This is a genomic window from Profundibacterium mesophilum KAUST100406-0324 (assembly GCF_009835145.1).
GTDB lineage: Bacteria > Pseudomonadota > Alphaproteobacteria > Rhodobacterales > Rhodobacteraceae > Profundibacterium > Profundibacterium mesophilum.
This window is the reverse complement of record NZ_APKE01000024.1, coordinates 16,654-35,733: the sequence shown is the minus strand read 5'-3', so window position 1 is coordinate 35,733 and position 19,080 is coordinate 16,654. Positions and strand designations below refer to the sequence as shown.

At 61.5% G+C, this 19,080-nt stretch carries 24 protein-coding genes; 14 read left to right on the top strand and 10 right to left on the bottom strand.

Translation table 11 applies throughout. From position 1 onward, the window contains the following. Window positions 1–97: 97 nt before the first annotated feature. The 8 genes from PMES_RS10315 to PMES_RS10280 form a co-directional block, all read right to left on the bottom strand. Window positions 98–505, bottom strand: coding sequence for a TlpA disulfide reductase family protein (locus PMES_RS10315; RefSeq protein ID WP_312869919.1), 408 nt, complete (start codon window positions 503–505; stop codon window positions 98–100). Between the two features lie 110 nt (window positions 506–615). Further along, complete coding sequence (locus PMES_RS10310) at window positions 616–1,194, bottom strand: DsbE family thiol:disulfide interchange protein (protein ID WP_236549773.1); 579 nt, start codon at window positions 1,192–1,194, stop codon at window positions 616–618. 313 nt (window positions 1,195–1,507) lie between these two features. Next, complete coding sequence (locus PMES_RS10305) at window positions 1,508–2,203, bottom strand: hypothetical protein (RefSeq protein WP_236549772.1); 696 nt, start codon at window positions 2,201–2,203, stop codon at window positions 1,508–1,510. Window positions 2,204–2,505: 302 nt separating this feature from the next. Next, window positions 2,506–2,868: a SpoIIAA family protein gene (locus PMES_RS10300; protein ID WP_050532584.1), complete on the bottom strand. Its 363-nt coding sequence runs from the start codon at window positions 2,866–2,868 to the stop codon at window positions 2,506–2,508. After that, entirely contained in the window at window positions 2,840–3,805 is a 966-nt protein-coding gene (locus tag PMES_RS10295; RefSeq protein WP_007803480.1) for a cation diffusion facilitator family transporter, read from the bottom strand. Before PMES_RS10295 ends, PMES_RS10300 begins: the two co-directional genes overlap by 29 nt. Beyond that, on the bottom strand, window positions 3,795–4,565 hold the full coding sequence (locus PMES_RS10290) for a transglutaminase-like domain-containing protein (RefSeq protein ID WP_005645237.1): 771 nt from the start codon (window positions 4,563–4,565) through the stop codon (window positions 3,795–3,797). Before PMES_RS10290 ends, PMES_RS10295 begins: the two co-directional genes overlap by 11 nt. Before the next feature lie 69 nt (window positions 4,566–4,634). Continuing rightward, on the bottom strand, window positions 4,635–5,255 hold the full coding sequence (locus tag PMES_RS10285) for a cation efflux transmembrane domain-containing protein (protein WP_067920036.1): 621 nt from the start codon (window positions 5,253–5,255) through the stop codon (window positions 4,635–4,637). 82 nt (window positions 5,256–5,337) lie between these two features. Beyond that, on the bottom strand, window positions 5,338–5,766 hold the full coding sequence (locus PMES_RS10280; RefSeq protein ID WP_007803476.1) for a MerR family transcriptional regulator: 429 nt from the start codon (window positions 5,764–5,766) through the stop codon (window positions 5,338–5,340). A 213-nt stretch (window positions 5,767–5,979) separates the two neighbouring features. On the opposite strand from PMES_RS10280, the gene PMES_RS10275 reads away from it, so the two are divergent. Genes PMES_RS10275 through lnt form a run of 10 tightly spaced genes read left to right on the top strand, consistent with a single transcriptional unit; the run spans window position 5,980 to window position 13,432 of the window. Beyond that, on the top strand, window positions 5,980–6,546 hold the full coding sequence (locus PMES_RS10275) for an SCO family protein (protein WP_040643209.1): 567 nt from the start codon (window positions 5,980–5,982) through the stop codon (window positions 6,544–6,546). A 5-nt stretch (window positions 6,547–6,551) separates the two neighbouring features. Then, window positions 6,552–6,974: a disulfide bond formation protein B gene (locus PMES_RS10270; RefSeq protein ID WP_046002647.1), complete on the top strand. Its 423-nt coding sequence runs from the start codon at window positions 6,552–6,554 to the stop codon at window positions 6,972–6,974. Further along, window positions 6,971–7,630, top strand: a complete 660-nt coding sequence (locus tag PMES_RS10265) for a DsbA family protein (protein WP_050532586.1) — start codon at window positions 6,971–6,973, stop codon at window positions 7,628–7,630. The genes PMES_RS10270 and PMES_RS10265 overlap by 4 nt, the downstream gene beginning before the upstream one ends. A 22-nt stretch (window positions 7,631–7,652) precedes the next feature. Beyond that, window positions 7,653–8,123 carry a copper chaperone PCu(A)C gene (locus PMES_RS10260; RefSeq protein ID WP_438943238.1) on the top strand — a complete coding sequence of 157 codons (471 nt, stop codon included), beginning with the start codon at window positions 7,653–7,655 and terminating at the stop codon, window positions 8,121–8,123. Next, window positions 8,123–8,749 carry an SCO family protein gene (locus PMES_RS10255; protein ID WP_050532587.1) on the top strand — a complete coding sequence of 209 codons (627 nt, stop codon included), beginning with the start codon at window positions 8,123–8,125 and terminating at the stop codon, window positions 8,747–8,749. The genes PMES_RS10260 and PMES_RS10255 overlap by 1 nt, the downstream gene beginning before the upstream one ends. Continuing rightward, window positions 8,746–10,119, top strand: a complete 1,374-nt coding sequence (locus PMES_RS10250) for a M23 family metallopeptidase (protein ID WP_152453299.1) — start codon at window positions 8,746–8,748, stop codon at window positions 10,117–10,119. Before PMES_RS10255 ends, PMES_RS10250 begins: the two co-directional genes overlap by 4 nt. A 3-nt stretch (window positions 10,120–10,122) precedes the next feature. Next, window positions 10,123–10,581 carry a DUF411 domain-containing protein gene (locus tag PMES_RS10245; RefSeq protein ID WP_159965610.1) on the top strand — a complete coding sequence of 153 codons (459 nt, stop codon included), beginning with the start codon at window positions 10,123–10,125 and terminating at the stop codon, window positions 10,579–10,581. A gap of 22 nt (window positions 10,582–10,603) precedes the next feature. Next, the gene (locus PMES_RS10240) at window positions 10,604–11,386 is read left to right on the top strand and encodes a ZIP family metal transporter (protein ID WP_048535492.1); all 783 of its coding nucleotides are present in this window, start codon (window positions 10,604–10,606) and stop codon (window positions 11,384–11,386) included. A 4-nt stretch (window positions 11,387–11,390) separates the two neighbouring features. Then, complete coding sequence (gene lspA / locus PMES_RS10235; protein ID WP_048535494.1) at window positions 11,391–11,864, top strand: signal peptidase II; 474 nt, start codon at window positions 11,391–11,393, stop codon at window positions 11,862–11,864. Continuing rightward, entirely contained in the window at window positions 11,861–13,432 is a 1,572-nt protein-coding gene (gene lnt, locus PMES_RS10230; RefSeq protein ID WP_050532590.1) for an apolipoprotein N-acyltransferase, read from the top strand. Before lspA ends, lnt begins: the two co-directional genes overlap by 4 nt. A 261-nt stretch (window positions 13,433–13,693) precedes the next feature. On the opposite strand, the gene mntR is transcribed toward lnt, so the two are convergent. Beyond that, the gene (gene mntR / locus PMES_RS10225) at window positions 13,694–14,152 is read right to left on the bottom strand and encodes a manganese-binding transcriptional regulator MntR (RefSeq protein WP_159965609.1); all 459 of its coding nucleotides are present in this window, start codon (window positions 14,150–14,152) and stop codon (window positions 13,694–13,696) included. 115 nt (window positions 14,153–14,267) lie between these two features. Here mntR and PMES_RS10220 point away from each other — a divergent pair, with 115 nt between their 5' ends. From PMES_RS10220 to phnE, 4 genes are read left to right on the top strand one after another with little or no spacing between them, the layout of a single operon-like run. Next, the gene (locus PMES_RS10220) at window positions 14,268–16,127 is read left to right on the top strand and encodes a cytochrome c peroxidase (RefSeq protein ID WP_236549771.1); all 1,860 of its coding nucleotides are present in this window, start codon (window positions 14,268–14,270) and stop codon (window positions 16,125–16,127) included. Then, window positions 16,127–17,002 (top strand): phosphate/phosphite/phosphonate ABC transporter substrate-binding protein, encoded by an 876-nt coding sequence (locus PMES_RS10215; RefSeq protein WP_009824424.1) that lies wholly within the window; start codon window positions 16,127–16,129, stop codon window positions 17,000–17,002. The genes PMES_RS10220 and PMES_RS10215 overlap by 1 nt, the downstream gene beginning before the upstream one ends. After that, complete coding sequence (locus tag PMES_RS10210; protein WP_159965608.1) at window positions 16,999–17,781, top strand: phosphonate ABC transporter ATP-binding protein; 783 nt, start codon at window positions 16,999–17,001, stop codon at window positions 17,779–17,781. The genes PMES_RS10215 and PMES_RS10210 overlap by 4 nt, the downstream gene beginning before the upstream one ends. Then, entirely contained in the window at window positions 17,781–18,539 is a 759-nt protein-coding gene (phnE, locus tag PMES_RS10205; RefSeq protein WP_048535504.1) for a phosphonate ABC transporter, permease protein PhnE, read from the top strand. Before PMES_RS10210 ends, phnE begins: the two co-directional genes overlap by 1 nt. 3 nt (window positions 18,540–18,542) lie before the next feature. Here phnE and PMES_RS10200 read toward each other — a convergent pair whose 3' ends face one another. Then, window positions 18,543–19,052: a L,D-transpeptidase family protein gene (locus PMES_RS10200; protein ID WP_050532595.1), complete on the bottom strand. Its 510-nt coding sequence runs from the start codon at window positions 19,050–19,052 to the stop codon at window positions 18,543–18,545. Window positions 19,053–19,080: the final 28 nt, after the last annotated feature.

Here is a 19,080-nt window from a genome sequence, read left to right as displayed (position 1 = left end):
TTCAATCAAATCCACATCTCCAAACTGATCGGTAGACCGCCACCACGTGTGCGCACGGAGCGGAACGGCTGGCGCGGTCGTCGTGCTTTTCCATGTCCTATTGCTTACGTTCGTCAATAAGAGCGCTTATCTGCGCAACGGCTTCGGGGCTGTTCCATTCGGCCGGGCCTGCGAGGCGCCCCCGCTCGCGCCCAATGCGGTCGATCAGAATCGTTGTCGGCAGACCCACCACGGCCAAGGCCAGCATCGCGCGCGTATCCTCCGCGATATAGAGATCGAGGTTGCGAATGCCGGTCTCTCGGTAGAAGCGGCGCACAGGTTCGAGACCGGCCCGATCGATCGACAGCGGCAGAACATGAAAATCCGATCCGCCGAGGCGCGCTTGCAGCGCGTCGAGCGTCGGCATCTCCTCGCGACAAGGCGGGCACCAAGTCGCCCAAATGTTCAGAAGCACGACACGTCCCTCGAAGTCCGCCAGCGTCAGATCCCGTCCATCTCCATCCACGAAAGGCGGCGACAGGAGATCACGCGGAGTCCCGTGATTAGGGATCGGTGGTCGGGCGGAGGCAGGGCTTGCCGCAAGCGCCAAGACTCCGGCAAGGACGTCACGTCGCCTCACGGGTCGCTCTCAGCCTGCAACCGGCGCACGACCGGCAGAATGTCCTCCTCAAGCGAGGCCTGATCAAAGGGGCCGACATGCTTGTATGCAATGCGCCCCTCGGCGTCGATTATGTATGTTTCCGGCACTCCATAGACGCCCCAGTCTATCGCAACGCGGCCTGATCGGTCCGCGCCGATGCGGGTGAAGGGATCGCCGAGCTCTTCGAGGAAACCCAGCGCCTCCTCGGCATCGTCCTTGTAGTTGATACCGTAGATCGGAACGGTGCCCGCTTCGGCAAGATCGACGAGAAGCGGGTTCTCCGTGCGGCAGGGGACGCACCACGACGCCCAGACGTTGACGAGAGAAACCTGGTCTTGCAGGTTCGCCGAGGCTAGGCCGTCCTGCCGCCCTTCGATGGGCGGGAGCGCGAATTCCGGGATTGGTCTTCCGATCAGCGTCGAGGGCAACCGGTCGTCGTTGTTCCAGAGGCCCCAGTAGAAGACTACGCCCAGCAACCCAAACAGAAGAATAGGCAAAATCATGAGCGGCCGTCCGCTCCGGCGCCGCTTTTCTTGGTTATCCTTCGAACTCATAGCCTGCCATCAATGCTTGGAAGGAATAAGGTATCAGCAACCGCTGATATGAAGCAAACCGTCGCCGATCACAATGCCGAACGATGGGGGAGGCTTGGCCGCGGCTTCGCAGACCCGAGCCATACTTACTGTTTAGATTCGTAAGAAATCAGTGAAAGGTCGGTATCTGAAGAGGCCGTTGAATTCAGACCTCTGAACGGCCCCTTCGTCCGCTCTCCGGACATGCGCACCGAAAGCAGCGAAGAGCCGGTATTTGAGCAACTCAGCACGCTCAAATTCTCGCAGCATGATGGCAAAGCTGTCTTTGCCAGCGCTAGTAGTTCACCTGTTCGAAGTCGTAGTTGCCATCATAGTCACGCCAATCGACGAAGACAGATCGGTGATAGATACCCGGGCAATTCTGGCCCCAACGTTCAAGTCCCACATGGCCCTCAGGCAGGGCAGTTATAGAAGATCGCTGCCATGAGAAATCGCCTTGGGTTCCATAAGTGCCGAGGACTACAGTGGCGTAGCGTTCGCAGTCTCCTTCGTTTCCTGCTTCGTATTGCCGCGCGTAACGAACATCAAAGACACGGATGGATCGTACGAAATTGAACTCAGGTCCGCTGATATTGATGTCCGCCCGATCTTGAACGAGCCGGAGGGCCTGGTCGGCGGGAACGAATTTGTCTCTTGGCAAGGATTGGAGCGGTCGACGGCTGTCGGGCCAGTACAAGGCTTCAAAGATACGGCCAGCGTTGTTTGGTGGCCGATCGCCCTCATAGGAGGCGCCCATGGGACAGCGCCAGATTTGCAGCGGCGGTTCCACTGGCCAAGGCGTGATACGCCTGATGAATTCGGCGCGAGCTCGGGCGCAAGGGACGGAAGCGGGCCAGCCGCCAGACAGACACAAGAGGATCGCGCAGTCGATCGGGTATGTCTGCGCTCGGGCGGACATTGGTAGCGAAAGACCAGTCACGGTGAAAGCGACTGCAACCGAGGGGAGGAGCTTCTTGATCAGATAGTGCATGCTGCGGAACCTCCGTGAGAGGAGTCCAGCATATATACGATAATATACTATCGCAACACTAAGTATAAATACGCATAATGAAGTTTATGTTAACCAACTGGCGCCCTGAGCCGCTAAAACATTACGATTTGATAATGCCCCGGCAAGGGCAGTGCCACCGTACCAAAGTTACTCCTTTGCGAAAGGAGCGACCATGTTCAGAACTTTCGGATTGCTCTTGGGTCTCGCAACTGCTGTAGCTCTTTTGTTTATGGTTTCGAACAGATGCTGTCTTCTGCGAAGGCATCTGATTGAAAGCTACTCTACCTTTCACTTGCCCAGGCGATTGCCGCCTTCATTTCCGCCGGGTCGAACTGACGGAGTTCTGCCGTGGTCAGCACGTCGGCGAACCTGGTTCCCCACTCCAACAAAGCCCCTTCGCCCACCACAGCGACGCGGCGGAAGTCATTCCTATGGGCTGTGTCGATTTTCAGATCTTCGAGCAGAGCGGACGGCCCATCGTAGCCTTCGAACCTCGTGAGATCGAGAACCAGGCCGGGCTTACTTGTCTCTTGCAGGCGCTCATGAAGCAGGGCGTGCATCCGTTTCAGGTCGCTTTCGCTGAGCTTGCCCTCGCAGGCGAGGCCAATCGTGTCGTCATGAGCTGTCAGTGTCTCGGTGAACATGGTTTTCCTCCTCTTTTTCCGGTTTGCCGTGACCGTAAAGGTCAGCGTTTTCGTGTGCGCGGTCTTCGTGCTCAAATTCCAGACTCGAATGACCGATGCTGAAATCGTCCTTCAGCCGGTCCTTGATCGCGGCCTTGATCTTTTCGATTTGACCCCAGCCGTCCGCTGTCAGCACGACGTGGCAGTCCAGAGCCGCCTCGTGCTCCTGCATCTGCCACAGATGCACGTGATGAACGTCCGCGACACCATCCACACCCCGCATCGCCTGAACGACGGTTTCATTATCGATGTCCGGTGGACTGCCGAGCATCAGCGTCCGAATCGGACCGCCGATCTCGGTAAATGCGAGGTAGAGGATGTAGAGAGCGATGCCGATGGTGATCGCCGGGTCGACCCACCGCATGTTGTAGAGGAGGATGAGCGAGCCGCCGATGATGACCGCCACGGAGGCCAAAGCGTCCGATAGGTTGTGCAGGAAGAGCGCACGGATGTTCACGCTGCCTTTCTGCATCGAATAGGTGAGCAGCGCCGTCAACGTGTCGACGACCAGTGCCACACCGCCCAGGATCACCACCGTCCAGCCCTGTACCTCTGGTGGGTCGATCATGCGCATGCCACCCTCGTAGATCAGGTAGAAGCCGATCAGGATAAGTGTCGTGTAGTTGATGAGCGCTGCGACGATTTCTACCCGCCCATAGCCGAAGGTCATGCGCTTGTCCGCCGGGCGGCGAGCGATCTTACGCGCGAAGAAGGCGATCACCAGCGACGCCATGTCCGAGAAATTGTGGAGGGCATCCGCGATCAGCGCGAGGCTGCCGGAAAGGATCCCGCCGACGATCTGCGCGACCGTCAGGAGGCCGTTGGCCCAGATGGCGATGGAGACGCGACGATCACCGGATTGAGGATCGATGTGGGCGTGGCCGTGATCATGCGGCACGGTTCGTCTCCTCATGGCGGTGGTTCGGCCGATCGAATCCGGGGACCGGCGGCAAGATTCCGCGGCGGATGCGGCGAACCCTGGCATTCATCCAGTGACGGATGACGTGGCGATAGAGCAAGTCGCGCACAAATCCGAAGTTCTGGCGGTGCTTTGAGTAAAAATCGTCGGGTGCGTTGAAGGTTCCAAGATCGCGAACAATACCGGTTTTCTGGATGTAGGTATCATTGCCGGACCAAGTGACAGGCGGGGCGCTCAGACACTCCGTTCCAACCCCGTAGCCGCACAGACTATCCGTCTCGCGGAATTTCTGCTGCAGCGTCTGCAGGAAAGGCGCGTCCAGGATGAAGCCTTCAAGATTGACCCATCCGTCGCCCAAGTCCACCTCTACCCAGGAGTGGAGGATTTCGGACGGCGCGAGGGGATAGACGAGTTCCGGAACGACGCCTCTCTGAAGCGCCTTGTGGATTGTGAACCCGTGCAGTCGGCAGCGAACTCCCACGCCACGCAGCAAGGCCATGAGGAGCGTGCCCTTGGTGTTGCACTGCCCGTGGCCATCTGCGAGGACCTCGGACGCCGGAATGTCGTCGGCGCGGTTGTAGCCGAAGGTAATCTCGTTCCTGACGAAATCGTAGATGGCCCCAATTCGGTCGTCGCTGGGAAGGTCTGCCCAGCCGCGCTCCTCGATCAGTTTTGCAATTGAGGTCGCGTCAAAATCCAGCAGCCGGGTTTTGGCCAAATGAGGGTCGGCGGGGTTCACGGGATATCTCCTCGAATCGTTCACGAGAATATGTAGTTGCTACAGTCACTGTAGCTTCAAGCCCCGATTTCAGGCCGAGTCCTTGGTTACCTGATCGTCATTGTGCACCGCCTTGTGGTGTTCACCATGCGCGTCTCTCAGGATTCCGACGCCACCCCAGGCCGCGATGCCGGCGACAATCACGCCCACGACAAGGTCCGGCCAATTCGTTCCGAGCCAGGCTACGAGCCCGCCTGCGACGACGATTCCGAGATTGGCCGCGAAGTCGTTCCAGCTGAACGTATTCGCCGCTCGGATGTTCACGTCCGGATCGCGAAGCCGTGCCAACAGCCAGACGCAAAGTGCGTTGATGGCCGCCGCTACCAGCGCCATGACAATCATGATCGTGCCAAGAGGATCCGATCCGCCGACGTAGCGGCGCCAGGCGTCATACAGGATTCCAAGGGCGAAGAGGATCAGCAGGCCGCCCGAAACGTTCGCCGCTCCGCGCTTCCACTTGGCGGAGCGGGACAGCGCGAAGAGGCTGATCGCGTAGACGAAACTGTCCGACAGATTGTCGAGGCCATTGGCGATAAGCGCGCTTGAATCGCCGAATGCGCCCGAGGCGAAGAAAGCGATTGCCAGCCCGATGTTAAGACCCAGCACGATCCAGAGTGTGCGTCTTTCCGTTGCGTTTCTCTGCTCCGCCATGCCGGGTATCCAAATTAGTGAATTGCCAATGAGTAACTAACACCGGGCTTTTTGCGTTCCGATCAAAGGTCGTCGAAATTGCTCAGGCGCCGATCTCTTCATGGTCGGTCAGGCATTCGGAATGGTCGCGCAGTACCTCGAGCACACGGCAATCAGAAGTCTGTCCGCCGCTGCACTCATGCACCATCCGCTTCAATTCCGTCCGCAGCGCCTCGAGCCGCGCCAATCGTTGCTCGACCTGTTTGAGTTGCCGACGGGCGATTGCATCCGCCTCTGCACAGGACTTTCCCGGATGATCGCTGAGATCGAGGAGCTCACGGATCGCGTCCAACGAGAAGCCCAGTTGCCGAGCGTGCCGGACGAATGACAAGCGGTCGAGTTCGGCGTCGCCATAGCGTCGTTGGCCCCCCTCGGTCCTGCCGGGCTCAGGCATAAGTCCGATCTGCTCGTAATACCGGATGGTCTGCACTTTTGTTCCGGTCTTCTTCGCCAGAGTCCCAATCGTCAGCATTTCCGCTCCCCACATTACCTACAGTGGGTGTAGCTTTATGCGGTGCGCATCACAAGCTTCACCTGAGTTTCACAGATAGGTGATTGTTGGCCGATCGGTGACAATCACGCTTGAACCTACAGTAGCTAGAGGATGTAAACGCACACAAAATATAGAATCAAGTTCGGGCGGAGCGGCGTGAGGCTTTCAGGTCTTCAGAAGGTATTGTGGGTGTTGGCGGGCGCGGCGGCGTTCGTTTTCATCTGGCTGTTGCTATGGTCCGACTACCGTGCCGACCTTGCCCGAGCCGAGAATGAACCACCGTTTCTTGCTGATTTCGAACTGACCGATCATCGCGGCATTGTCCAAACGGACGAAGATTTCGCAGGGCGCTGGATGCTGGTCTTCTTTGGCTTCACCAATTGCCCTGACGTCTGTCCGACAACACTGTCCGAAGTCGCGGCCGTGATGGAGGGCCTGGGCGATGAGGCGGCAGTGGTTCAGCCGATTTTCATAACGATCGATCCCGAGCGAGATACGCCGACGGCTTTAGCGGAGTACGTGCCCATGTTCGACGCAGGGATCATCGGGCTTACCGGTACACCGGAGCAGATCGCCGCGACATCCGAAACTTTTCCGATATTCTATGAACGGATCGAGCAGGCGACTGCGCCGGGCGGATACACGATGGGTCACACGTCGCATCTTTTCCTTTTCGACACGCAAGCAGGCTTCGCGGACTCCTGGCCCTACGGCACGCCCGCCGAAGAGATCCTCGCCGATCTGAGAGAGAGGATCTGATCGTCATGACCCGACTTTCCGGAGAGACGGCCCTCGGGCTGGCCTGGATCATCGCGCTCACCGCGTCGCTTGCAGTGCTCTTCATCGGCGAGGTTCTGGGGCAGACACCTTGCGTGCTTTGCTGGTTTCAGCGTGCCTTCATGTTTCCCTTGGCCATCGTCCTCGGGCTCGGGCTGTGGTGGCAGGATCGGCGCGTGGGTCGCTACGGGATCGCGCTGGCAATCGGGGGCGCCGCCATAGCGCTCTGGCACCTCGGCCTCTATGTCGAGCTGATCCCCGAACGCATCCAGCCCTGCACGGCGACAGGCCCATCCTGTACTGACGACAATCAACTGGTCTTCGGCATTCCGATTCCTCTGATGGCGCTCGTCGCCTTCGTGGTGATCGGGCTGCTGTCGGCTCTCTCACTGAAGGAAGCACAAGAATGAAACGACGCGGCCTCATCCTGTCCGTTCTCGCGCTCGGGGTCGCCGGTTTCGGCGGGGCCGCCTGGTATGCCACCCGCCCCGACCCGATTGCCGCGTCCGATCCCATCGACCCTGAAATGGCCAACGCGCTGATCCGACCCTATTCCCCGATCCTCGGGCCCGAGGATGCGCCCGTAACCATCGTTGAATTCTTCGACCCGGCCTGCGAGGCATGCCGCGCTTTCTATCCGGTCGTCGAGGATATCATGGCGGAGCACGGAGACGCGGTGCGCGTTGTAATCCGCTATACGCCTTTTCACGGCGAGGCGTCGGTAGAAGCGATCCGTGTGCTCGAGGCGGCGCGCATGCAGGACGTGTTTGAACCTGTGCTCGAGGCAGTCTTGCGAGAGCAGCCCAGATGGGCGTCTCACGGGACCCCGGCACCCGGATTGATCCTTGAGATTGCAGCAAGCGGAGGTCTGGATGTCGAAGCTGCCCGGACACAGATGCTGGCCCCCGGTGTTGTGGCGGTGCTCAACCAGGACCGCGCCGATGTCGAGACAGTCGGGGTCCGCCAAACGCCCACGTTCTTCGTGAACGGCAAGCCTCTCGATCCGTTCGGTGAGGCCGAATTGCGGAGGCTGGTGGCAGTGGAAGTTGCGGCAAGCCAAAGCTGATTTGCGGAGGCAGGAGAAACGAGTGGTGAAGAAGTTGAGATATACCAATGCATTGGCCGTGCTTTTCACGGTTGCAGGGCTGTCGGCCCCCGCACTGGCCGGTTCGGAGGATGTCGTGGTCGAGAATGCGTGGTCCCGCGCCTCGATCGGCGTCAACAGGCCAGGTGCCGCCTATATGACCGTGCGCAACACGGGTGAAGACGCCGTTACGCTGACCGGACTTGCGACACCGCTGGCAATGATGCCCGAGATCCATGAGTCGAAAACCAACTCCGTTGGCGTCAGTTCCATGGCACCTGCAGGCGAGATCACGATTGAGCCCGGCCAAAGCGTGGCATTGGAGCCGGGCGGGTTGCACGCCATGCTCATGAAGCTGCAAGAGCCGATGACCGAAGGCGAGAATTTCCCGCTGACACTGACCTTCTCGGATGGCGGCAAGGTGACGGTCGAGGTCCCAATCCTCGGAATCGCCGCGCGTGGACCGGAGGGCTGATGCAACGTCGGCAGCTCCTTCTATACGGCGCAGCCGGTGCCGGCGTTCTTGGCCTGACGCTCTTCGTGGGCTGGTGGCGGGTGGACGGGCCCGGTGCGCCTGAACCAAAAGGGCAGCGGCCCCTGCCCCTATCGGCGATGGAGTTCCGGCTGACCGACCACGAGGAAAATGAGGTAGGGCCTGGCAACCTGATCGGTCGTCCGACAATGGTGTTTTTCGGGTTCACCTACTGCCCGGACGTCTGCCCGACGACCCTATCGGATATTTCCGGCTGGCTTGAGGAACTGGGCGACGAAGCATCAGAGATGAACGTGGTCTTCATCACGGTCGACCCGGAGCGGGACACGGTCGAGGCCATGGCCGAATATGTCGGCTATTTTCATCCGGTCATTCGTGGTTGGACGGGGCCGGAAGACCAGATTGCCCGCGCTGCAGAAGGGTTTCGTGCCTCATTTGAGCGCGTCCCGACTGAGGGCGGCGGCTATACGATGAACCATACGGCAAGCGTATTCCTGTTCGATGCCGAGGGTGAGCTCGTCACCATGATCGACTATCACGAGCCAAGAGAATTCGCGGTGCCGAAGATCCGGCGCGCACTGACAGAAGACGTAGAGGGGGCAACATGAAGATAAGAACTGTCTTGGCGGCCGTTGCGGTCGCAGGCGCATTTTCGGTGACCGCCATCGCCATCTCTGGCGTTCTGTCCAAAGAACCGGTGCCCCCTGCGATTGCTGAAGCGACCCTCTGGACTCCCGATCCGCTTGCGCCGCCTCGGATTACCGAAACCAATTCGGTCCGCCCTACACTCGCCCAGGCAGATATCGCATTCGAGTTCAGACCCCGGCCCCTCCTGACCGTTTCCCCCGCTGATACCTCCTTGCCATCTATCGAGCCCCAGCTGGTCACCTGGTCGCGCGAGATTGCGTCGGGCGAGACGCTTGATGCGGTCCTTTCCGATGCGGGGCTGGATGCTTCGGATCGCGCCGAAATCGCCTTGGCGATTGGCGCGGAATACGATCTGCGCCGTCTGCGTCCGGGTCACATCATTACCGTGGTTTCCACAACGGACGACAACCCGCGTCGTGTAGAACTAGCCGTCGATGACGGTGTCCGGATAGAGGCGGTCTTCGGCGAACAGCTTGCCGCCCGCGTGTTGGAGCCGGATCCCGAATTGGTGACTTTCGCTGGCGAGGCGGTGATCGAGAGCTCGATTTTCGCCGCCCTAGACACGGCAGACATCCCCGCCCGTTTTGCGGTGGACCTGGCGCAGATGCTGGGCGGCACCGTGGATTTCCGTCGTGATCTTGCGGGTGGCGAGACGATGCGCCTCCTTTGGCGCGAGGCCCGAGACGGGAACAAGAGGATTGGTCAGCCCGAGCTTGCCTTTGCCGCACTGGATATCGATGGCTCGGTCTATGAAATCGTCTGGCCGAACGACGGCAGCGGCCAAGCGACGATCTATGTCGACGGAGAAGTCCTGCGCGTGTTTGCGCAACCGGTCGAAGGTGCACGGCTGAGTTCTGTGTTCGGGCGCCGCACCCATCCGGTCTACGGCAATGTACGGATGCACACAGGGGTCGACTTCGCGGCGGCGCGCGGCACGCCGGTACAGGCGACGGCGCCGGGCCGCGTTCGCTTCATCGGCCGACGCGGTGGGTATGGCCGGGTCGTCGAGATCGCTCATGGCTCCGACACCCTGACGCGCTATGCGCATCTGAGCGCCGTACCGGACGGGCTCACACAAGGGCAACGCGTGATGGCCGGAGATATGATCGGGCGGGTCGGTGCGACGGGTACCGCGACAGGCCCCAACCTACATTACGAAGTGCTGGTGGACGGTCGCCCAACCGACCCTCTCTCTGACGACCGATTGGCAGAGGCGGCCGAGCGTGAAGCGGACGACACGGCCGCGCTTGAGCGACTGCGTGAGGCGCGTTCACTTCTTGCTGAGAGGCTCGCCAGCGAATTTGCACAGACGACAACCGAAAGGCTTTGATCCATGAAACGATTTACTCCCGCCCTTGCCATCGCATTTGCCTTGCTTCCCGCGGCGCAGGCCGTCGCAGAGACGATTCAGATCGACGTCCGGAAGACAAACGGCTGCGGCTGTTGCCTGTCCTGGATGAAGCACCTCGAGGAGAATGGCTTCGCGCCGATGGGCGAGGACATGTTCGGAGGATCTCTTGTGCGCTTCAAACTCGACAATGGCGTGCCGCAGCGCATGGTGTCCTGCCATACTGCTCTGGTCGACGGCTATGTGATCGAGGGCCACGTGCCGACGGCTGACATCCAACGCCTGCTGGAGGACCGGCCAGACGCGGTAGGCCTGGCGGTGCCGGGAATGCCCTACGGGTCGCCCGGCATGGGACCGGAGGACGACCGGGAGGCTTACGATGTCTTCCTGATCCACGAAGACGGATCGACCGAGGTCTACACCAGCTACTCGGCTCCTGACTGAACTCGCGGCAGAACCTTAACAATTGGAACCCCTCTCCCCCATAGCGCTTGGCTTTCTTGGAAGCCTGGCCGCCGGATCGCTGACCGCGGTCGGGGCGGTCCCCGTTCTTTTTGGGCGCATCCCGTCCCGGGCCACGCGCGATCTGCTGCTTGGCTTCGCGGCGGGTGTCATGCTCGCGGCTTCGTTCTTCTCGCTGATCATCCCGGCTCTCGACGCAGCTGAAGGACAGTTCGACAACGGTGCTCTCCCGGCGGCCATCGTATGTGTTGCGATCCTGCTTGGCATGGGCGCGGTCGCTCTGATGAACGAACGGCTGCCGCATGAACATTTCAAGACGGGGCGGGAAGGTCCCGACGCCGCATCGCTGCGGCGCGTCTGGCTTTTCATCATCGCGATCACTATCCACAATTTTCCCGAAGGGCTTGCCGTCGGCGTCGGGTTCGGGGCTGACGGTTTGTCGGGCGGGTTGCCACTTGCGATCGGTATTGGATTACAGAATGCCCCCGAAGGTCTGGCGGTGGCGGTTTCGTTGCTCGGCGAGGGCTATTCCAGGTTTCGCGCCTGGGGCATCGCCGCCCTGACCGGTCTCGTCGAGCCCGTCGGCGGGCTCATCGGCGCGGGTATCATCGGCATCTCGCAACCGCTGCTGCCTTGGGGTCTCGCCTTCGCAGCAGGGGCGATGCTCTATGTCATCAGCCACGAGATCATTCCGGAAACCCACCGGTCCGGACATCAGAACAGGGCGACGCTCGGCCTCGCGGTTGGTCTTGTGATCATGTTGTTCCTCGACGTCTGGCTGGGATAAGCGGATGAGATCTTGCCTCTTCGTCGGTCTGCTTGCTGCTCTGATCGCCTTTCTTGTCGATCAGGCAACGAAGGCAATCGTTGTTTCCAATGCGACTGTTCTTAGTTCCGGCGTATCGGTCTTTCCCGGCTTCAATCTCATCTACCTGCGCAATGACGGGGTGACCTTCGGGCTTCTCGGCGGTGCGCCGTGGTGGAGCCTTGTCGTATTGGCACTTGGCATCTGCGTCTGGTTGGCGGCTATGCTGATCCGTTCCAGCAGCCGGGTCGAGGCCATTGCCTATGGTGCGATCATCGGCGGTGCTCTCGGCAATATTCTGGACCGCCTGCGCTATCGTGCGGTGACGGATTTCCTCGATTTCTACATCGGGACGGCGCACTGGCCTGCCTTCAACATGGCCGATGTTTTTGTGGTTGGCGGCGTGATGCTGCTGCTCATTGCGCCGTGGGTTGGCGCTCGACTTCAGACCGATTCATGAAGCCGGGTTTGCCGCAGATCGTTAGTGAGGACCCGAACCTGTTCCAGTGCATGGGTCTTGCCCTTGTTGCCGGCGGATTGACGGTTTTGACCCTTCCGCCGTTTTCTTGGCTCATGGCGGTCCCTGTCGCCTTCTCAGTGCTCTTTATCGTTCTCCGGAACATCTCAACCTCGCGCGCTTTCCTTGTCGGTTGGGCTTTCGGACTGGGCCAATTCGGGATTGGAATTTCCTGGATCGCCGAGAGCTTTTACGTCGATGCCGAACGTTTCGGCGCACTGGCGATCCCGGCGGTCGCGGGTCTGTCCGCCGGACTTGCCATCTTCCCGGGCATGGCGGCGATGCTTTTTGCCGCCATCATGCAGCGCCGAGCTTTCGGCGGCATTGCGGCGGGCCTTCTGTTTGCAACCTGCTGGGTGGTCACGGAGTGGCTGCGGGGTCATATCCTGACGGGGTTTCCCTGGAACCTTGCCGCTTATGCCCTTGTCGACTATGCCGCCCTGCGCCAACCCGCCGCCTGGGTCGGCAGCTACGGTTTGGGCTTTCTCACGGTCTTCATCGGCATATTGCCAGGTGTGTTGACTGTGGCGGCGCCAAAGAGACGCGCGCCTGTTCACGTGCTCTTCGCCGTTGCTGTGACGGGTCTCTGGGTTGGCGGTGCGCTTCGGTCAGGGCAGGACGTGCCGCCGACAGACGTTGCTTTGCGCATCGTCCAAGGCAATGTGCCACAAGTCGAGAAGTGGGTACCGGGCAGCCGCCAGCGAGCCTTAGAAAAATACCTGGGCTTGTCCGCGCAACCCGGACGTTTCGATGTGCTGCTTTGGCCGGAAACGGCCTTCCCCGGCTTTCTGGATGAAGATGCTGCGGCACGCGCGCGGATATCTGCAGCTTTGCCAGACGGCAGGATCCTACTGACAGGTGCGCCTGACCGAGTGGAGGGCGATGGGGGAACCAGATATTTCAACACGGTTCAGGCATACGATGGCACCAGTGAGATTCTGACGGGATATGCAAAACATCATCTCGTTCCGTTTGGCGAATATGTGCCGCTGAGAGGCTGGCTGCCCATCGAACGACTGACGGAAGGGTTGGGCGATTTCACGCCGGGACCAGGGCCGCGCACGCTGGCGATCCCTGGCGCGCCTCTGGTCGCGGTGGCGATCTGTTACGAGATCATCTTTCCGGGCCACGTGGTCGATGACCTTTTCCGTCCCGACTGGATATTCAACGCCACAAATGATGCCTGGTTCGGAACCAGCATCGGACCCGAGCAGCACCTCGCCTCCGCGCGGATGCGCGCGGTCGAGGAGGGGCTTCCCGTGGTCCGGGCGGCCAACACTGGGATATCCGCGATCATCGACGCCAATGGAAATGTCGTCGCGCGTCTTGATACCGGGGAAACAGGCACCATTGATGCCGGCCTGCCGGGCGCGCGTACTCCAACGCCCTATGCGCGGTTCGGCGACTGGACCTTGTTGGTTCTTGTTTTTGGGTGCTGGGTCTTCGGCTGGCTGGCCAGTTTGCTCGGACGAGATCCCGATGCGCGGCATTTTGGAACGGAGGTATCCTGATGCTTGTGATCGTGAGCGCTATCGGAGGCGCGATCTGGGGTGGCTATCTGGCACGACGGAGGAGGGGGAATCACCTGGATATCCTCCAATATGCGGTAGCGTCTGCGATCGCCTTCGGACTTGTCGCCCTGTTTGCAACCATCGTGCTGTCGCGGGTTCTCGGCTAGCGAGCTTCGAAATTGCGCAAACGTGTCAGCGGCTTGAAGACCCGATAGCTCGAGGTCCCGATAGAGAATCGCGCGAATGTGCATCTAGGCGAGCTCATTTCTGATTGAGCCGTCGCTCGAACGCCTCCAATGTCGTCCCGCTGACGTGATGCTCGATCCCTTCCGCATCGCGTTCCGCGGTCTCTTTGTCGATTCCCAGGCTCAGAAGAAAGGCGACGACGACCCTGTGGCGGCGTCGACAGATCTCCGCGAGGTCCTGCCCGGCATCGGTGAGGAATATCGCGCGGTATGGCTCCCGCCGGACCAGACCAGCAGCCTTGAGCCGCGAGATGTTCTTGGTCACGGTCGGCGGCTTCACGCCAAGCCGCTCGGCGATCTCGACCGGTCTGGCCTCCCCGCGCGTCTCGATCAGTTCCGCGATCAGTTCGACGTAATCCTCCGCCATCTCGCTTTCATGTGCCTGACGCACGGTCGCAAAGCCATCGGCCTGCGCCTCGGGAGTCCGGTCGACCGCTTCGAATGGCTCACGCCCTTGTGATTGTAGCTTTGTCATACTCGGGACTTTGCAGCGAAACAGCGGGATTGACAACTTGTTTGCTTCGGGTAGATAAGTTAGCCGTGTCTAACTTTGTACTTTGGAGGCCGTGGTGATGCGAAATATTATGAGAGTGCTGCTCGCCACACTCGCAAGTGCGCTCCTCCTGTCCGGACCTGTCGCCGCGACGCCGGCCAAGGAGGCGCCTTGGCTTCCCGAGGCAGCGGCCTACCGTCTGACGCTCTTTCTTGGAAATCTCGAGCCTCTGCCCTGGGACGACATCGAGACCGCCTGGACGGAACCCTACCGGGGTTCGGAATTCTCTGTCGGGGCGCTGGCGTGGCTGGACCGCAAAAGCGATATCGAGCCCGACGGTCTCCTGGACGCTATAATGCGCGAAGACCTGCAGGCGGTCTTCGCCGAGGCGACGCGGCTTGTAGCGCTCAGGATTGAGGAGAATTTGGACCGTGCTCTCGCGGCCGAAGAATCGGCGACAGCACAGCTGGCGGTGCAGACGGCACGCGAACTCTACCGTGCGTTTGAGGATGGTATCGCGGCGGCCGATCCCGAAGCTGCAAGACGCATCGGCCTCGCCTGGCTGGAACTCAACAGCAGCACAGGTTCCGCTGGTGTTCTCGGCGCTGGCGCCACATCTGCGGATCGCGACACGATGGAAGCCGCCCGTGCAGTCATCTCCGGCTATCTTGCGGAGAACTACCTCCTGGACAGTTTCGCTCCGCGCCGGACGCTGAGCGCCCTGCCGGAAACAGCTGTGCTCAGCGGAAAGGCCATCGAGGTACCGCCAAGCCTGCCGCCTGGGTCCGACATCTTCGATCAGGACCCGCTGCCGCTGCTCGTGCTCAACTTCGAGGAACAGGGCATCGACGAGACCGATCTGCCGCTTGTTGCCTACGGCGACATGCTGTTCGACAGCGCGCAACTCTTTGGAAGCCCGGCGCAGGATCTCGGGATCGCCTGCTCGACCTGTCACAACCGCTCGGACGTCAACCAGCGGCTCTTCATCCCCGGCGCCAGCCACCAACCGGGCGCGATCGACGTGGACGGCGCCTTTTTCAACCCGATCTTCAATGACAGGCGCGACGACCCGCTCGACATTCCCAGCCTGCGCGGCTTGCGTTTTACCGGTCCCTACGGCCGCGATGGCCGCTTCGCCTCCTTGCGCGATTTTACCCGCAACGTGGTCGTCAACGAGTTCGGCGGGAAGGAACCGACGCCCTTCATGCTGGACGCTCTCGTCGCCTACATGCTCGAATTCGACTTCCTGCCGAATTCCATGCTGACGACTGATGGCCGTCTGACCGATACGACCCAAGAGGCCGCCCGGCGCGGCGAGGAGATCTTCAATACGCCCTTCGCCCGGCTCGGTGATCGGTCCTGCGCCAGTTGCCACGTGCCAGACGCGAACTTCCTCGACCGGCAGGCCCACGACATCGGCTCAGTCGCGCCGGGCTACGAGGGGGCCCGCGCCGGTGCGCTGGACACGCCCACGCTGCTCGGCACGGCCTATACCGCCCCCTATTTCCACGACGGGTCATTGCCGACGTTGGCCGCCGTCGTGGACTGGTTCGACGAGACGAAATCGCTTGGGCTTACCGAGGAAGACCGCGCCGACCTAACCGCCTATCTCGAGACCGTTGGCGCGGCAGACGAGCCCTATGAAGCCTTCGACACCGAGAACACCGCTTTCCGGCTGGCATTCGCCGAACTGACGACCTTCGCCTCGACAATCGATACGCTACTGCCGCGGCGGGACGCAGAGCATATCCTGCTGCTGACCGACACCGTGGCTGCGGACCTTTCGGCCGACGCCAGCACCATGTCGAACCTCCCCGCCCGGCCCGAGGTCTATGCGCTGGCCGAGCGGCTGGCCGCGGTCGGCGCCGCCGTCCGCGTGGAAGACTGGGAGGCCGCTGAAGCAAGCTGGACCGCGTTCAAGTCCGAAGCCGACGCAATCGAAGAGAGGGCATTCTGATGCCGGTCCATCTGACCCGTAGAACGATACTGACCTTGGTCGGCGCGGGCGCGGTGTCGCTGGCGACACCTCTCGCCGCGCAAGACGTAACCCTGCGGCTTGCCTTCATCCCGCAAGAGAACCCCGACAAGCTTCTGGGGGACATCGAGGCCATCACCGGATGGCTGGCAGAGGAGATCGGCGTCCCCGTCGAGGGGTTCGTCACCATCGACCATGCAGCGGCGGTCGAGGCGCTGCGCAACGGCGACGCGGATATCTCCTTCATGGGCGCCCTGCCCTTCGTTCTGGCCGAGGCCGAGATCGGTGCCGTGCCGCTCCTGTCCGAGGTCTACCGCGACGCGCCGAGTTATACGGGCCGCATCTTCGTGCGGCGCGACAGCGGCATCGGCGCGCTCGCAGACCTGCGCGGGCGCGACATCGCTTTTGCCGATCCGATTTCGGAATCGGGCTATCTCTACCCGCTCGCCGAATTCGTAGAAGCCGGGCTGATCGAAGACCCCGGACAGGCGGAAGCATTCTTCGGCCGCGTCTTCTTCGCGGGCGGCTACCAGCAGGCGATGCAGGCGATGGCCGAAGGCCTGGTCGATGCCGCAGGCGCCAGCCAGTATGCCGACCTGCTTCTGACGCCGCAGCAACAGGCAGAGGTAACCTGGATCGCGGAAAGCGCGCCGATCCCGAGCCATTTGGTGATCGCTCGCCCGGGGCTCGATGCCGCTCTGCGGGACCGTTTTGTCGACGCAATGCTGCGGCTCAACGAGCCGGAGCACCGCAACAAGCTGCGCTATTTTTATGGACCGGATGGGTACGTCAGGGCCGACGGCGCCGCCTATGACGGCGTACGCGATATGGCACGGCAATACGGGCTGTTGCGATGAGCACAGCTGTCGAAGTAGACGACCTGAGGTTTGCCCATACGGGCGCGGACCTCCCGGCGCTGGAGCGGGTCTCGTTTCGGGTTTCGGCGGGCGAGAGCGTCGCTTTGCTCGGCCCGTCCGGGGCGGGCAAGACGACCCTGCTGGCACTGCTCGACGGCAGGCTCCAAGGCTGGAGCGGGCGGGTATCGGTTCTGGGTGCGCCGCTCGATCCCGACCGTCCGCCGCCGAGCGCGCGCCGTCCGGATACCGGTTTCGTGTTTCAGGAGTTTGCATTGGTCGAGCGTTCCTCGGTTCTGCGCAACGTCCTGAATGGCCGCCTGGGGCGCATGTCGCCGCTGCGGGCCCTGTTGGGATCACCGACCAAACATGATCTGGAGATTGCGCGCACGGCACTTGCCGATTGCGGAATTGCCGATCTTGCCGAACGCAGGGTCGACAGCCTCAGCGGCGGGCAGCGGCAGCGTGTGGCCATCGCACGGTGTCTGGCGCAGGAACCGCGCCTAATCCTCGCCGACGAACCGGTGAGCAACCTCGACCCCGCGCATGCATGTGAGATCCTGGCGCTGCTGACCGGGGCGGCGCGAACGCGCGGCGCGACGGCGCTGTTTTCGTCGCACCAGCCCGACCTGGCGCGGCGTTTCGCGCAGCGCATCATCGGCATGCGGGACGGGCGGATCGTGTTCGATGTACCGACCTCCGAGTTGAACGATGATGCGACGGCGGAGCTCTATCGGGAGGTAGGGCCAATCCCCGGTATCGGCCTCAGGGCGGTGTCCTGATGGCGTTCCGCGGGTTTGGCGGCATTGCGACGAGCGGTCTGATCGCAGCCGCGATCCTGTGGTCCTTCGCCACGACCGATGTCGAGTTCTCGCGACTTCTGTCGGCCGGCCCGCGGATCGCCGATTTCTTCGGCCGGATGTTTCCGCCTGACCCGACGGTGATGGCCGAGATCAAGAAGGGCAGCGCGGAAACGCTGAGGATCGCGATCCTCGGCACCCTCGGTGCTGTGATCCTGTCCGTTCCCCTCGGCATTCTCGCGTCTGAGACGATGGTATCGCCTGCGGTGTTTCGGCCGATCCGAACGCTGCTTGCCTTCATCCGGGCGATTCCGCTGATCCTCGTGGCCATGCTCATGGTGGGCGCTGTCGGGCTCGGGCCGCTGCCCGGCATCATCGCGGTCGCCTTTCATGCAACGGGGATGCTCGCCAAGTTCTATGCCGAGGCGATCGACGGCGTGTCCCGCGCGCCGATCGCAGCACTTGAAAGCGCGGGCGCCGGGCCGCTCGTGCGGCTCAGATACGCGATCTGGCCGCAGATGGCGCCGGTCGTCGCCCGCGACACGATTTTCCGGTTCGAGTTGAACCTGCGCGAGTCGCTGATCCTCGGCATTGTCGGCGCGGGCGGGATCGGCTTTTACATCCAGACCTACGTGCGCTCTTTCCAGTATGATAAGGCGGCCAGCGTCACGATTGCCGTCGTCGTCATGGTCATCGCTATCGAAGCCATCAACGTTGCGCTGCGCCGTCGCTTCACCTGACGATCAGGCATAGATGTCGATGGGGGTTCCGTCCCTGACCATGGCGTAGATATCCTCGATTTGCCGGTCTGTGACGGAGATGCAGCCTGCGGTCCAGTCGCGCTTGTTCATCGGGTCGATCCCCTTGCGCGGCCCCCCGTGGATGAAAATGTTGCCGCCCGGCGATTTTCCTTGCGCCTTCGCAAACGCGATATCGGCCTCGTTCGGGAATGAAATGCCGATGGAGAGGTGGAAGAGGCTGTCCGGGTTGCGCCGGTCAATCAGATAGGAGCCCTCCGGCGTGCGGCCGTCTCCTTCGAACTGCTTGTGGCCTTCGGGCGCGAAGCCCAATCCGATGGGATAGGTCCGCAAGACATCATCCGTTCCGTCAAGAACCAGCAGCCGCTGCGCCTTGTATATACGCAGCCGGGTCACTTCGGGTCCGTTGTAGGACCGGAACTTGCTGGCACAGCCAGACAGGAAGGTGGCCAATCCGCCCAACAGCAAGACCCGCCGTGGAATTCTGGTATTCATCACTGCTCGACGCCCCTTTTGCGAGGTC

Excerpts from the sequence above, each read along its gene's own strand:
- PMES_RS10310 (WP_236549773.1), bottom strand. The coding sequence starts at position 1,194 with ATGAGTTCGAAGGATAACCAAGAAAAGCGGCGCCGGAGCGGACGGCCG.
- PMES_RS10305 (WP_236549772.1), bottom strand. The coding sequence starts at position 2,203 with ATGCACTATCTGATCAAGAAGCTCCTCCCCTCGGTTGCAGTCGCTTTC.
- PMES_RS10300 (WP_050532584.1), bottom strand. The coding sequence starts at position 2,868 with ATGTTCACCGAGACACTGACAGCTCATGACGACACGATTGGCCTCGCC.
- PMES_RS10285 (WP_067920036.1), bottom strand. The coding sequence starts at position 5,255 with ATGGCGGAGCAGAGAAACGCAACGGAAAGACGCACACTCTGGATCGTG.
- PMES_RS10280 (WP_007803476.1), bottom strand. The coding sequence starts at position 5,766 with ATGCTGACGATTGGGACTCTGGCGAAGAAGACCGGAACAAAAGTGCAG.
- PMES_RS10270 (WP_046002647.1), top strand. The coding sequence starts at position 6,552 with ATGACCCGACTTTCCGGAGAGACGGCCCTCGGGCTGGCCTGGATCATC.
- PMES_RS10265 (WP_050532586.1), top strand. The coding sequence starts at position 6,971 with ATGAAACGACGCGGCCTCATCCTGTCCGTTCTCGCGCTCGGGGTCGCC.
- PMES_RS10255 (WP_050532587.1), top strand. The coding sequence starts at position 8,123 with ATGCAACGTCGGCAGCTCCTTCTATACGGCGCAGCCGGTGCCGGCGTT.
- PMES_RS10250 (WP_152453299.1), top strand. The coding sequence starts at position 8,746 with ATGAAGATAAGAACTGTCTTGGCGGCCGTTGCGGTCGCAGGCGCATTT.
- PMES_RS10245 (WP_159965610.1), top strand. The coding sequence starts at position 10,123 with ATGAAACGATTTACTCCCGCCCTTGCCATCGCATTTGCCTTGCTTCCC.
- lspA (WP_048535494.1), top strand. The coding sequence starts at position 11,391 with ATGAGATCTTGCCTCTTCGTCGGTCTGCTTGCTGCTCTGATCGCCTTT.
- lnt (WP_050532590.1), top strand. The coding sequence starts at position 11,861 with ATGAAGCCGGGTTTGCCGCAGATCGTTAGTGAGGACCCGAACCTGTTC.
- mntR (WP_159965609.1), bottom strand. The coding sequence starts at position 14,152 with ATGACAAAGCTACAATCACAAGGGCGTGAGCCATTCGAAGCGGTCGAC.
- PMES_RS10215 (WP_009824424.1), top strand. The coding sequence starts at position 16,127 with ATGCCGGTCCATCTGACCCGTAGAACGATACTGACCTTGGTCGGCGCG.
- PMES_RS10210 (WP_159965608.1), top strand. The coding sequence starts at position 16,999 with ATGAGCACAGCTGTCGAAGTAGACGACCTGAGGTTTGCCCATACGGGC.
- phnE (WP_048535504.1), top strand. The coding sequence starts at position 17,781 with ATGGCGTTCCGCGGGTTTGGCGGCATTGCGACGAGCGGTCTGATCGCA.
- PMES_RS10200 (WP_050532595.1), bottom strand. The coding sequence starts at position 19,052 with ATGAATACCAGAATTCCACGGCGGGTCTTGCTGTTGGGCGGATTGGCC.